We start from the raw sequence: 11905 nt of genomic DNA on the forward strand, positions 1-11905 counted from the left end.
GGTTCTAGTTGCCGCTGCCGATGTAGGGGGCGCACGCGGCGGGGAGCGAGCCGTTCGTGCACCCGCCGGGCATCTGGACTTCGTCGAACAGGTGGCTCAAGCCCGCGGGCGGCAGGTTCTGGCCTTCGGTGGGACCCGCCATGTTGTGGCAGCTCAAGCAGTTGTAGGGATTGCTCACCGCCGCGACGCCGTTCTGGACGAAGGTCTCCATGGAGGTGTTCGCGGCGGACAGCGAACCCTGCTGCGCCTGGAGATAGGGAGGGACCACGCCCCCGGTGGTCCACACGTTGCCGACGAGCTCGTAGTTGGCCCAGACCTTGTTGATGCGGCCGGGGTTGGCCTGGATCAGCGCCTGGACGCTGCTGTTGATGGCGTTGATCGCCTGGGTGCTCTCGGCGAGCATCGTGCGCGTCTTGTCCTGGCAGGCGAACTGGTTGGGATTGACGCTACAGTCGACGCCGCCCGGGAAGGTGCCGATGGCCGAGTCCCCCTGCGGGTGCATGCGGCAGACCTGGGCGGGCTTGCCCGGCTGATAGGTGTTGGTCACGCAGTCGGTGCAGCCCGGGTTGTAGAAGTTCCACGCGCCTCCGAGCGGGGGCGCCGCCGAGAGGTTGCTACAGTCGGGCGCGTTGTTGCGGTGCTCGAACGTGGCCCAGATCATCGCCGGGAAGCTGGGCGTCTTGGACACGATGTGCATGCCGGTCAGCCCCAGGTTCACCTGCCGGCAGGGGCTGTCCTTGTATTGGATGAGTCCGGGAACCACGTAGTAGAGGCCGGAGCTGGCCGCCTCGTCGTCGAGCACCATCCAGCTCGTCTTCAGCTCCACGGCCGTGTCCGGGTACGCGAGGTTCGGATACTTCTGGATGATGTCGATGCCCTTGTTCCCGGGCTTGAGCTGGCCCGCGCAGTTCGCCTGGTAGAGCTGACAGGCCGTCAGCATGTTGTAGGTGCTCTGGTTGACGGACATGCCGTAGTAGACGAACTCGCCTTTCAAATCGATCAGCGGCTGATCCGCGCCGGCCTGCTTGATGATGTCGGTGTAGAGGCGGGGCGTCTTGCCGTCCACCGGCTTCACGGCGTTGGTGCAGGAGGTCGGCGGCTCCTGGCCCCAGGCCGTCGGGGCGCCGTCCTTGATGAAGATGCCGTAGGACGGCATCCACGTCTCGAACTGCACCATGTCTGGCTTGCCGCTGGCCGGTTGGACGAGCGCGAGCATGCTCTGCCACATGAACTGCTCGAAGTTGCAGATCGTCTTGTTCCCCGGCACTTCGGTGGGGAGGGTGGAGCTGTTGAGCCAGGCCACGTCCGCCGGGCAGTCATTGGCTCCGAGCGCCGTCGCCTTGGCGCCGGTGCCGGGAGGGCCTGAATCCATGAGCGACGTCGCTGGGCAGGCCAGGAGGCCCGTGGCACCAAGTGCCACGGCGAGCAGGATGCGCGGTTTGTCGGACAAAGGCAGACTCCCCCATGCGGTTGAGCCCGACGAGGCGCCGGGCGTGGGCGCAAGAGTTTAATCGCTGCGGGGGAGAAGCCGTCGAGGGCCAAACAGACTTAAAGCCGCTTTTCATGAAATTCATGCCGGAGCGGCAAAGTCCGCTGTCAGTTCATCAGGCGCCGCACCAGCCAGAGCGCGAGTCCCGGCAGTACAACCATGCCCGCGAACAATGTCAGGAATGACCCGAGTCGCGCCGAGGAGGCACCCACCGCGGCATAGGTGGCGCAGACGCCCAGGTTGGAGAGCGCGCAGGCCCCGAGGAAGCTCCCCAAAGGCATGCGGCTGGCGCCTGCGAAGAGGACGGAGGACTCCGCCAGCATTGGCACGCCGCGCAATGCAATCAGCAACCACGGGCCCCGGCGTTCAGCCAGACGGGACAGGCGCTGAAGTTCCACCGGACCCAGGGTGCGCCGCAACGCCGCCTCGCCGCCCCTGGCGCCCAGCAGGTAGCCCCAACCACAGCCCACCATCATCCCCACCCAGCAGGCCGTCAGGCCGCCCCAGAAGCCCAGCAGCGCCCCGGACGCCGTGCCGACGAGGCTGGAGGGCACTGGCAGGACGATGTCCCCCGCCAGCAGTCCTCCCAGCACGAGCGCCACCTGCCAGTCGGGTGGACGCGCATCCAGGAAGGATTGGGTGGCGGACTCCAGGCGCTCTCCGAAGAGGAGGAAGGGAACGAGGATGGCCGCCAGCACCAAGCAGACGCAGATGCTCCAGTTCACCGCCGCGCGCTTCGTTCCAGGGCTCGCCAGGGTCATGGTTTGGGGCTCAGAAGCCAACGCCGAGCGTGAACGAGGCACTCGGCTGGAAGCGGGCCTGCGGTCTGATCAGCTGCGGCGCGGCGTTGAAGTACGCCGCGCTGAACCCCAGCTCTCCCACGAACTCAAAGCCGGAGGAGATGGGCAGCAGGGCCCGGAGGGACGCGCCCACCTCGGGGCCGGCGGTCTCCACGCCGGTGGGGCCGGAGCCCCCGAAGTCGAAGCCCGAGCTGTCCTCGCCAATCTGCAGCTCGGCGAAGCCGGCGCTCAACCGGGGCTGGAGCCAGCCAATGCGCGTCTTGAAGGAGGTGAGCGTCAGGTTGGCGCGGAAGTGGGCGATCTCCGGCTCCGGGTCGCGGTGGAGGAACCCCGAACCCGTGCCGCAGGCCTCCACGCCAAGCCGCGCCAGCGGAGACAACTCCAGACAGATGCTGGGACGCCGGCCGGAGGTGGACGCCCCGGCGCGCAGGTTGCCGTAGTTGCGCGGAGGCTCGTCCCGCCGCTCCACCGCGACGCCCACCGGGGCCTCCTCCGCGACCGACAAGCCGCCACTCATCAAGGTCGCGAACACCAGGAGGCGCTGCGGAAGGCCAAGGCGTGTCATTGGGCACCAGAGATGCGACCGCGGGGGACGGCTGGCCATGTTGCCCGAACAGCGCAGGCGCCTCCAGGGATGTCCTGAATTTGTACCAGACATCCCTCGCGGCGGTCATCATCGACCCTTGTGTGCCAGTCTTGTCATTTTGGGGCTTCTTGTCAGGGAGGAGGAGGAAGCCCTGGCGGAAGCAGATGCTCCTTTGACTGCACCGGTCCCAGGTGCTGCTGGAACCACGGGAGCAGCGAGGGGCCCTCCGCCAGATGCAGCTCAATGCCTCGCGTCTCCTCGCCGCACCACCGCTCCTCGCGCAAGCGGAGGACGTCCTCGCGCACCAGCTGCCCGAACACCGCCCGTCCGTCCCGGAACTTCAGCTCCAGGAGGACGGACTCCCAGGGCGGCGTCGTCAGGGCCGGGTCTCGCGAAACCGCGGCCTGGTGCAACGCGGTTCGAAGCTGGGCCAACAGCGGCTCGGGCATCGGCGCCAGCACCTTGTCTCCTTCGCAGGAGACAAGACGGGCCGATTCGACAAGCGCCGCCTCCGCCTTGAGCCGCGCCGCCGCGCTGGCGCCCGGCGAAGGCGTGGTGCCCCGGGCTGGCCCCTGACAGGCCGAGGCCAGAAGCAGCGTCGCGGCGAGCCCCGCGCGGAGCCACGCCCGGATGACGCCAGGCTGCGTGTCGGAATCAGAAGAGGAGATAGCCGGTGTCATCGGGCACCAATCCCATGGCGCTCTTGAGGAAGTCGTATTCGCGCTTGTAGAGGATGCCATCCACGTACATGTAATTGAAAGTCTTCTTGCCCAAGGGAACGGCGCGAAGATTGGCGCCCATGCCTGGAGGCGCTCCATACACCTTCGCGCTGCCGCCAATGGCAGCGGACAACTTCGCCATGTAGTTGTGCTTCAGGATGACGTCCCGAAGGTACGTCTTCGCTTTCGCGGCCGTCGTGGTGCGCCGGTCCGTCTCGGACCAGTTGTAGGAGATGGTCTCGGTGTCGCTCTTGGCGGAGGCCGTGGCGCGAATCAGGTTGCGATAGGCCGTGGTCGCCATGCAGCCCCACACCTTCACGATGGAATCAGCGGCGAAGGCGGCCTTGAAGTCATTCAGCCGGGGCATGTTGACCGGGTCGAAGTCCTTGAGCCGAGGGTCCTTGTCCCCTGGATCCCGCTGCGCTTCGGACGATCCGCCCGGCTGGTAGGCGGCGTCCTCGTTGGTGTCTGCGAGGATGGGGCCTCCTGCCCAGGCGTGGGAGAAGAGATGGAACTCCTTCAAGGTCCCTGGGGCTTGGGTGCCAAGCCTGGTGATGTAGTCGTAGACGTGCCGGATGGAGACGGAGTCATCGTCGTGTCGCCTCTTCAGGTTCGCCGGGTCTGAGTATTTCTCCAGATGGGGCTTCACCTTCCCCTGGAGGACGCGATCCAATTCAAACCATCCGGACGCGCTCTTCACGGTCCTGCTCCGCTCTCCGGACTTGAAGTCGAAGACGGTGACGACCGTGGAATCGTCGATGCGCTTGGGGATGGAGGTCTTCACCCCGGTCCTGTGCGTACTCCCCGAATAGAGGTCCTCGCGGTAGGTGTCGCAGTAGGCGGCATTGTTCGCGCCTCCGCTGTAGTCCCAGCCCGCGACGAGGAGGACTTCGGAGTGGACCGTGGCCAGCGTGAGGGGCAGGGTGAAGACGGTCTTGACCGCGCCCACGGCGGTCTCACTGGACCGCTGGATGACCGGGCAGCAGAGGGGCGCAGGCTGGGAGAAGGTGGGGACCGGCCCGTCCGCCTCCTTCACGAAGGTGAGGGGAAGCACGAAGTCCGGCCGGTCCGGGAAGGAGAGACACACTTCGCCCCTGCCTGGATTCACTCCACTCAGGGCGATGCGGGCCGCACCGGAGACAGCCACGGCCCGGTTCACGGCCAGACCCGATGTCAGGGTCACGGTGTCTACCTTGAGAGCGGCACCCTTTTCGTCGACAGCGACCACCTCGAGGTGATGGGTCGCGGGCATGTGTTCCCCCTTCTTCAAATCCTGCCAGGGATGCCATTCGAGACCCAGGGAGGCGGGCAAAACAACGACCCGTGAGGCTCTGGAATGGGACTCAACCGGCTCGGTAGCGCGGGCCTTTCCAGTCAGTCGTTCAGCATAAGCTCCCGCGCGCTGATGCCACTGTCACGGATGTATGAAAGGAACCGTCCATGTCGAGAGCTGGCTTGTGGCTGTCAATGTTTCTCATCGGGTGTGGCGAACCGGCGAGCGAGGTTCGCCCGCAGGTCGTCGCCGGTACGTCGGAGGTGGAGCTCGCGCTCGCGCCTGGGGAGTACCGCTGCGAGGTGATGTCGGAGGCCGCACGCGCCGCCGTGCCTCCGCCTCCTCCCAACATCGAGAAGGCGGCATTCGCCCCCCGTATTCGCGACATCTGTCCGCCGGGCCAGGTTCCCGTTTATCAGCAGGCGGAACTCCGGACGCACAAGGCCGGTCCGCCGTTATCTGGCTCGGCCGCCACGCGGTCGCTGGTGGGGTCGTACTGGTACGCCGGCGTGATGAAGCCCACGGACGCGTTGAGCCAGAGCGGCGTTGGTGCGTCGATCCTGTTCTCAAACCCGGCGGTGTACGACCAGAACGACATGGTGACGTCCCAGATGTCCATCGTCCGGGGCGCCAACTACCACCTGGTGGAGATGGGCCTGCGGAAGTTCTGGGATGCCTTCCCCCGACTGATGATCTCCCAGTGGAGCTACGGCCAGTTCAACGACGCCGTCGGCTTCGTCCAGGTCCACGGCGTCTACGGGCCCGGGATGCCGCTCTCCAGCTACTCCGGATACGCGGTCCAGCAGTACATTCGCCATGACAACGGCAACTGGTGGATCTGGTTCAACGATGCCTGGGTCGGCTACTTCCCCGGCTCGCTCTGGAATGGCCAGTTCACTTCTGGCGACATGGCGCACTTCTACGGCGAGGTCTACTCGGCGCAGAGCCGGGTCCCGCCGCTCACCGATATGGGCACGGGACAGTTCTCCGGGACTTCGGGCACCGCTTACATGCAGGGGATGTGCATACACACCGCGGGCCCCAGCTGCACCTACGTCACCGACGCCTGGCGTACCGAGACCAACGCCTCGTATTACTCCCTCTCGTATTCGAATGGCTCGTATCTGGAGTTTGGCGGGAACGGCGGCGGCTGACCTCCCAGCTACGCTGGCGCCGTCGTGCGTTGGCTCTCGGCGTCATCCCGGCGCATCGGCTGGGCCTTTCCATACGTCAGCGACCGCCACACCCACTCCGCGGGGCCGAAGCGGAACCTCGCCAGCCACAGGTGGCTCCACACCACCTGGACGCAGAAGATGGCCAGGCAGTACGCCACGCACGCCGAGGGGCCCAGCTTCGTGATGAAGCCCAGTCCGAACCCGTAGAAGAACAGCACGCTGATGATCGACTGTGACAGGTAGTTCGTCAGCGCCATGCGGCCCACCGGCGCGAGCAGCCCCAGCGCTCGCTGCCAGGTGGCCCGCTGGAAGAGCAGGGTGATGCCGGACACGTAGACGGCCGCGAAGCCCAGCTCGCCCAGGTTCCTCAGCGGCGCCATGGCGAAGGACACCCATGTCGGCAGCGTTTCCGGAGTGAAGACCTGCCTCAGCATGAGCTGCTGCAGCACCAGGCCGCTGCCGCTGCCAATCACCCCGGCCACGAGCCCCCACCCGAGGATCCGGCGGAACAGCCCCAGGTGCTGGGGCGCGTCGTGGAAGATGCGGCGCCTGCCCGCCAGCAGGCCCAGCAGGAACCGGCCGAACGTCGAGAGCGTGATGGTCAGCAGCAGCGGGAAGTAGTCGCGGAAGAAGAAGTGGAAGGTCGCCTGCGTCGTATCCAGCCAGCTCCCGTGGGTGTAGGCCGCCAGCGTCTGCGCCTTGATGGCCGCGGACTTCTCGTTGGCCGCCTTGACGATGGCCGCACCGGCCTCCGGCGTGTCCGCCATCAGCTGCGGCAGCTTGAGGATGGCCACGCCCACAACGGACCACCCCAGGGCGAACAGCAGGGCGCAGAGGAGCAGCGTCCGTTCCGAGCGCCCCCGGAACAGGAGCAGGCCGAAGCCCAGCACCGCGTAGGTGCTGAGGATGTCGCCGTACCAGATGAGGAACAGGTGGGAGAGCCCCATCACCAGCATCACCCCCAGCCGCCGGACATAGAGCGGCGTGATGGAGGTCCCTCGCGCCTCCGCGCGGCCCATCTGCACCGCGAAGCCGAGGCCGAAGAGGAACGAGAAGAGGGTGATGAACTTCCCCGCCACGAGGAACACGTACGCCTGCCAGGCGATGGTGTCGGCGAGTGACGCGTTGTTCAGCGCCGCGAGGGTCTGCTCTCGCGGCAGGAATGCCCTGCCGCTGAACCACACCATCACATTGGAGATGAACACGCCGCACAGGGCAAAGCCGCGCAGCGCGTCAAGGAGCGCCAGTCGCTCGCTGGCGTCCACGGGACGGGCCACGGCGCTGGGGGGCAAGACCTCGGAAGGAGCTGGGGGCATGCTCGGAGAAAGGGTGGGCAACGGGAAGCTCCCTGCCTGTATTCCACGTGAGCGATGGCTCGCGCCCATCGCAACTCTTCAACTTCGAGCGAGGCTGTTCGCCGTTCCAGAGGTGATTCCGAGATGCCAAGAATTCCGCCGCCTGGCACTGGTACCACGAGCTATTACGTCCAGCTCTCCCCCTCATTTCACGAGGCAGGAGAAGTCCTCGCGACCTTTGGGCCGGAAGGCAGTTTCGTGACGGTCGCCTTCGCGGACACGGGAATCGAGATCTCGGAGGTGCCTGATGCGCGGGGACTCTTGTTTCTCGACGCAATCGCCAAGCTCGATCCCCTGGGCATTCCGGATGCTGCGCCAGGGGGCATCGATGGCATCACGCTGGAGTGTCTCATCCAGGAGTCGCGCGGCACCCGCCGGTTCCTTGCCTGGAGCCCCAGGCCGGAGAAAGAGCCACGGCAGCATGGCTTCGTGGTCGCGCTCCTCCAGTTGGCCATGGATGTGACCCGGGAGCCCGAAACCGTCAGGCGCCTGGAGCAGGTCTTCGGCTACGTCCGTGCGGACCTGCCCGCATAGGTGTGCGGCAAGTTGAACGGGAGTGTCCGGGCTCGGGCGGGTGAGGACAGGTCAGGGGCGTGTCCTTGGGGGCGCGCGAGGACGGTCCTCGTGCGCGGGAGGGGCTGGCGCGCAGGAGCCCCTGTTTGAAGACCGCGAGCGCCTTCTGGGCCACGGAGACCGGGTCCTCCTCGCCGAGCCCCATGACGCGCATCCGCACCGCGTTCATGCGGAACGGCGCCGTGCTCACGAAGAACCCGGCGCCGCCGGACAACACCGTCCGCGTCGTCGCGGGACATCAGCTCATCGGATTCACGAACCCCCCGGCGTCCGCCCTGGAGTGAGTCCCGGGTTCAGCCCGGGGCGACCGATGCCTGGGGCCGGCACCTTCAGCGCGTGGACCAGTTCTGGGCGCTCGTGCCGTTGCATCCCCAGACCTGAATCTTGGTTCCCGGGGTCGTGCTGGCATTGAAGACATCCAGGCAGAGATTGGGGGCCAGGGCGCTCCGCACCGTGGCGCCTACCACCGTCCACCGCTGGGCGACCGTGCCATTGCACCCGTAGATCTGGACGCGCGTGCCCGGCGTCGGGTCGCCGCTGAAGACGTCCAGACAGAGATTGGGCGCCAGGCTGCTTCGCAGCTCGCCTTGAGCGGTCAGGGTCCACTGCTGCGCGGCGGTGCCGTTGCACTCCCAGAGCTGGGTGGCTGTTCCTTGCGCCGAGCTGCCACCGGTCACGTCCAGGCAGCGATTCGGGTCCAGGGCGCTGACCAGGGCGGGGGCGGAGGAGGCCGTGTACATCGCGGCCAGCGCGGTGCGGTCGCTGTCGGTGAACTCGCCCGACTCGACCGCGCGGAAACAGGAGTTCATGATCGAGGTGCCGACGGACGCCGTGGTCGGCGTGCCCGGGATGTGGATCGCGCCGACACCGGCGTCACCCTCGTTGCCGCCAGAGCCACAGCTGATGGCGCGGTTGTAGTAGTCCGAGTGCCGGAAGCCGATGGTATGGCCAATCTCATGCGTGATGACGTGCTCGATGACGTCGACGCCGTACTGGCTGAGCAGGCCGCCGATGGTGACCTGCCCGAACGGGTTGCCGTTCGCCGGGAACCCCGCCACGCCGCCATTCATGTTCGGGTCGATGACCGCGTTGATGGTGAAGCTACAGCCGGTGCTCGGCGTGCGCGCCATGGAGAACGTGAGCGGCAGCTCGTCGTAGTTTTGGATGGCGAGGTCCAGCGCCGTGCTGAACACGCCGGTGAACGCCGAGCCGTTGATGCAGATCTTCGTCAGGGAGGGGCTGACGACGTTGTTCGTACGGTACTGCTCCCCAGGGGTCGCGCTGGCCGCGAGCATCTCGCGAGAGGCGTCCAGGGACACCTCGGCGTCCCGCCCGACATAGACCTTCCCGTCGACGACCATGATGTCGTTGGACGGGAACCCGGCGCTGACCAGGTTGCCAACGATTTCCTGCGTCTCATTCGCGGGCTCGCCACACCCGAATCCCAGCGCGATGCACCCTGCCGCAAGTACGAGGCTTCTTGAAAACATGGAGGCTCCTTGGTGAGTGGGTGAATTGCAGTCCAGCGTCAGAAATAACCGCTAAAAACTGATAAAGCCCACTACCCCGCTCGTTTCGTTCACGGGCCTACTGTCAGGGGCCTGGAGTAGAACCGGCGGCGCACGCTGTCAGAGCGCGAGGGCATGCTTCCTTCGACGGACATTGCTCCAGGACGCGGGGGACCCTCGGGTGCGCCTCATCTGACCTTGGTGGGGACCCGAAGCCCGCCGGCTCACGGCGTCAAACGCTGGCTGGACCAGACCCGCGCGTTCCGGCGCTCCTCGGGATTGGCGCTCGTGCCGCCAAACACATAGATGCGGCCGTCTTCACCCTGGCTGGCGGTGAACCCACTGCCTGGGCCATACATCCGGGACGCCTGGGCCCACGGGCCCACGCGGCCCTCCGCCTGGAGCGGAGCGGTGAGGACGTGCCCCTCTTGCATGAGGAGCACCAGCCGATCCTCCATTGCCAGCAACCGCACCACGTCCGGGCGTTGAGCGTCGCCGCGAGACGGCCCCGACCACGGAGGCATGGAGGGCTCCGTCCGCCAGACATGCTCGGCGTCGAGTGCCATGGAGTACAGCTTGCCCTCGGCCCCCGTCACATACAGGCGGCCCATCGCCACCGCTGGCGTCTGGTCGAAGTGAAGTGTGGAGGGGGCCTCAATGGACTCCCACCCTTCGACGCGTGATGCGGAGCGCTTCGCGCGCCAGAGCTGGGGCGTGCCCGTCGTGAAGTAGCCCTTGTCGAGCGAGCCTCCGACCACCCACAGCTCCGCGCCGGCTGCCACCAGCGCATGCCACCCGCGAGGCTGGGGCAGGGAGGCCTCTGTTCGCCAGGGGCCCAGGGTTCCATCCTCCCGCAGAGGCGCGGAGCTCACCCTCTTGGAGAAACCGTCTCGGAGCTCGCCGCCTGCGACGAACAGCCGCTGATCCGCCACGACCATCGCGTGATGCACGAGCGGTTCGGGCAGCTGCGCGCTCTCCGTCCATGCGCCCAGTGCTCCATCCGCCTGGATGGGCGCGGAAAAAACAGTCGCCAGTTGGTCGCGCGAAGAAGTCGAACCCCGCTGGAAGCCCAGCCCTCCCGAAACGAAGACCCGGTCCCGTGAGGCCGCGGAGGCATGGTAGTAGAGGTCGACAGGCATGGACTGCTCCGCCCGCCAGAGCGCAAGGCCGCCCTCCGCGGGCCAGGGCTTCGCCTCGGGGCCCCTCGTCGGGCAGGAACTCCCGGAGCACAGACACAGGGGAACCTCTGGAACATCATAATCACTGACAAAGAGATGGCGCTTCACGCACGTCTCACCGTCCGCGCAGAGCCCATCCGCGCAGATGCGGTGGCAGCGAAGATCGCCAGTCTGCTTGGGCGGAGAACAGTCACCACTCAGACACGGTGGAAGATCGTACTTCGTGTAGTCACATGCTTCACCGTGGTCACAGTCCCCCGTCACCTTGTTCGGACAGGCCCGGAAGGACGAGGCGCGGGGGCCATCGGTCCGCGCAGCGGCCAATTCGACGCGAGCACGTCGCGTGTCATGAAGGTCGCTTGGCGAAGGCGGCTTCGACGAGGAGTCCCAGTCCGCCTCCTGCCTGCGGATGAAGGCGTGCGCCAGCAGTGCCACCGTGAGCAATCCGAGTACGGCCGCGAGACCCTTGAGGATGACACGGCGGCGCGCGGGAGCGGGGGATGGAGGTGCCAGGGACATGGCCCCAATCTAGCGCACAGGCCGTGCAGCCCACGAGCGGAGGGCATGGGCCTGGCTCACCTGCACCTGCGGCAGTGCCGGCCCCGGGGACTGCTCGACAATCGGGAACCCGATTTCTCCGATGCCCTGGATCTACGCTTCTTGCACGGCTTTACTCACGACTCGTACCGGTGGGCCGCGAGCTCTCCCGTACCAACACGCACGTATCCAGTCCACCCATGGAGAAATCAATGGCAACGCGGATCTTGACCTCTCTCGCTGTCGCGTCCGTCTTCCTCAGCGCCAGCCCGGCCAGCGCCGGCTACCGGGAGGCCGCTTACGTGACGACGCTCTACAGTGATGCCTCCCACACCACGGTGGTCGGGCACATCTATCCCGAGTGCGGTTGGAACTACGTCCAATATCATCTCGTGGGTACGTACTCCTATTACTCAACCGACGAGTTCGTCGGTTACTGCACCGAGAACGGCTGGGAGCCGCTCTAACGCCGGGGCAGTTGAGTTGAAGCAGGTCTGCCCACCACAGCTCGATGGGATTGAAGTCTGGGCTGTAGGTGGGCAGGTACAGCACGCAGGTGCCAACGGCTTCGACGACAGGCTCTCGTCTAATCCCCTTCAGGGAAGAGACCGAAGGGTGAAGGGAGTTACGCCATGAGGAGGCAGGAGGCTTCTCATGGCGTGGCAGCCGAGGAGGCTGACGACAGAGCAACTGGAGGAGCGCCGGTTGGAGG

General features: G+C 66.4%; 12 protein-coding genes and 1 pseudogene. 4 read left to right on the top strand and 9 right to left on the bottom strand.

All coding sequences use genetic code 11. From position 1 onward, the window contains the following. Positions 1-4: 4 nt before the first annotated feature. The 5 genes from D7V80_RS13050 to D7V80_RS13070 form a co-directional block, all read right to left on the bottom strand. On the bottom strand, positions 5-1450 hold the full coding sequence (locus tag D7V80_RS13050) for a hypothetical protein (protein ID WP_120588461.1): 1446 nt from the start codon (positions 1448-1450) through the stop codon (positions 5-7). Between the two features lie 146 nt (positions 1451-1596). After that, on the bottom strand, positions 1597-2250 hold the full coding sequence (locus D7V80_RS13055; protein WP_120588462.1) for a TVP38/TMEM64 family protein: 654 nt from the start codon (positions 2248-2250) through the stop codon (positions 1597-1599). 10 nt (positions 2251-2260) lie between these two features. After that, on the bottom strand, positions 2261-2794 hold the full coding sequence (locus D7V80_RS13060; protein ID WP_233585302.1) for a hypothetical protein: 534 nt from the start codon (positions 2792-2794) through the stop codon (positions 2261-2263). 212 nt (positions 2795-3006) lie between these two features. Beyond that, positions 3007-3555 (bottom strand): hypothetical protein, encoded by a 549-nt coding sequence (locus tag D7V80_RS41390; RefSeq protein WP_147447088.1) that lies wholly within the window; start codon positions 3553-3555, stop codon positions 3007-3009. After that, a complete protein-coding gene (locus D7V80_RS13070; protein ID WP_147447089.1) occupies positions 3530-4777 on the bottom strand; it encodes a hypothetical protein in 1248 nt (415 codons plus the stop codon). The genes D7V80_RS41390 and D7V80_RS13070 overlap by 26 nt, the downstream gene beginning before the upstream one ends. A gap of 257 nt (positions 4778-5034) precedes the next feature. Between D7V80_RS13070 and D7V80_RS13075 the strand changes: the two genes are divergently transcribed. Next, positions 5035-6021, top strand: coding sequence for a neprosin family prolyl endopeptidase (locus tag D7V80_RS13075; RefSeq protein WP_120588465.1), 987 nt, complete (start codon positions 5035-5037; stop codon positions 6019-6021). An 8-nt stretch (positions 6022-6029) separates the two neighbouring features. On the opposite strand, the gene D7V80_RS13080 is transcribed toward D7V80_RS13075, so the two are convergent. Continuing rightward, positions 6030-7358, bottom strand: coding sequence for a DUF418 domain-containing protein (locus D7V80_RS13080; RefSeq protein WP_120588466.1), 1329 nt, complete (start codon positions 7356-7358; stop codon positions 6030-6032). A gap of 237 nt (positions 7359-7595) precedes the next feature. On the opposite strand from D7V80_RS13080, the gene D7V80_RS13085 reads away from it, so the two are divergent. Both D7V80_RS13085 and D7V80_RS13090 read left to right on the top strand, forming a co-directional pair. Continuing rightward, the gene (locus D7V80_RS13085) at positions 7596-7931 is read left to right on the top strand and encodes a hypothetical protein (RefSeq protein ID WP_120588467.1); all 336 of its coding nucleotides are present in this window, start codon (positions 7596-7598) and stop codon (positions 7929-7931) included. Positions 7932-8056: 125 nt separating this feature from the next. Then, positions 8057-8254 (top strand): hypothetical protein, encoded by a 198-nt coding sequence (locus D7V80_RS13090; protein ID WP_120588468.1) that lies wholly within the window; start codon positions 8057-8059, stop codon positions 8252-8254. Between the two features lie 45 nt (positions 8255-8299). Here the strand turns inward: D7V80_RS13090 and D7V80_RS13095 are convergent, their stop codons facing one another. Beyond that, complete coding sequence (locus tag D7V80_RS13095) at positions 8300-9460, bottom strand: M57 family metalloprotease (protein ID WP_120588469.1); 1161 nt, start codon at positions 9458-9460, stop codon at positions 8300-8302. Between the two features lie 242 nt (positions 9461-9702). Next, positions 9703-10617 (bottom strand): hypothetical protein, encoded by a 915-nt coding sequence (locus D7V80_RS13100; RefSeq protein WP_120588470.1) that lies wholly within the window; start codon positions 10615-10617, stop codon positions 9703-9705. A gap of 788 nt (positions 10618-11405) precedes the next feature. Between D7V80_RS13100 and D7V80_RS42725 the strand changes: the two genes are divergently transcribed. After that, the gene (locus tag D7V80_RS42725; RefSeq protein WP_206875617.1) at positions 11406-11660 is read left to right on the top strand and encodes a hypothetical protein; all 255 of its coding nucleotides are present in this window, start codon (positions 11406-11408) and stop codon (positions 11658-11660) included. 34 nt (positions 11661-11694) lie between these two features. On the opposite strand, the pseudogene D7V80_RS43910 reads toward D7V80_RS42725, so the two are convergent. Further along, positions 11695-11883 (bottom strand): annotated as a pseudogene (locus tag D7V80_RS43910) (hypothetical protein); the annotation flags it as partial. Between the last annotated feature and the right edge of the window lie 22 nt (positions 11884-11905).

The sequence above is a fragment of the Corallococcus sp. CA054B genome, assembly GCF_003611625.1.
In the GTDB taxonomy this organism is placed as follows: domain Bacteria; phylum Myxococcota; class Myxococcia; order Myxococcales; family Myxococcaceae; genus Corallococcus; species Corallococcus coralloides.